Here is a 675-nt window from a genome sequence, read left to right on the forward strand (position 1 = left end):
GGAGCAGGAGGCTTTGGCTCAACAGGACACGATTAAGCACCCCATTGCGCAAGAAGAAACGGTTATCCTTGCCCCTGGGCAACGCGCACTCATTCTAACGGGTCTAATCTTTCACTTGTCTCCTGGATTTGAAGCGCAAATACGTCCACGCTCTGGCTTAGCCTTAAAACACGGCATCACCTGTCTAAACACACCTGGAACCATTGAGTGCGATTAGCCGGTAGTGAAGTCAAAGTTCTGCTTATCAATTGTGGCCAGGAAGACTTTGCCATAAAACGTGGCATGCGCATTGCACAAACGGTTATCGCACCAGTTCTTCAAGTCAATGTGTGCGCCCTTGAACCACAGCAAAACGCGAGCATAAAAGCTATACGGGAAATCGAAGTGCCACTATCGAGGCGCCAAAAACTAAATGCTATGGGAATTTAGCACAACAGAACACACGTAAGCAGCCAATAAATGGCAAAGCACACCCTTAACAGTCTATTTATTCTCCAGGAGAAACAATTTCCAACATAGCAGTATTGGAGTTTACCACATCACCGCTTTTCGCTACCACGCCAGCATCGCCTGTAACATTTATCTCCGTAGCTTCTACCGCACCTGCCGTTTTATTATTTTTTACACCTCGTGCAGAAATATTGGTAGATTTTTGCAATCCTATAAGACCGACTT

General features: G+C 46.1%; 2 pseudogenes. One reads left to right on the top strand and one right to left on the bottom strand.

Annotation, left to right across the window (positions count from 1 at the left end):
- Positions 1-429 (top strand): annotated as a pseudogene (dut, locus tag ACFIO5_RS12095) (dUTP diphosphatase); the annotation flags it as partial.
- A gap of 58 nt (positions 430-487) precedes the next feature.
- Here dut and ACFIO5_RS12100 read toward each other — a convergent pair.
- Positions 488-675, bottom strand: a pseudogene (locus ACFIO5_RS12100) (biopolymer transporter ExbD); the annotation flags it as partial.

The organism is Bartonella sp. AA86SXKL, from assembly GCF_042196885.1.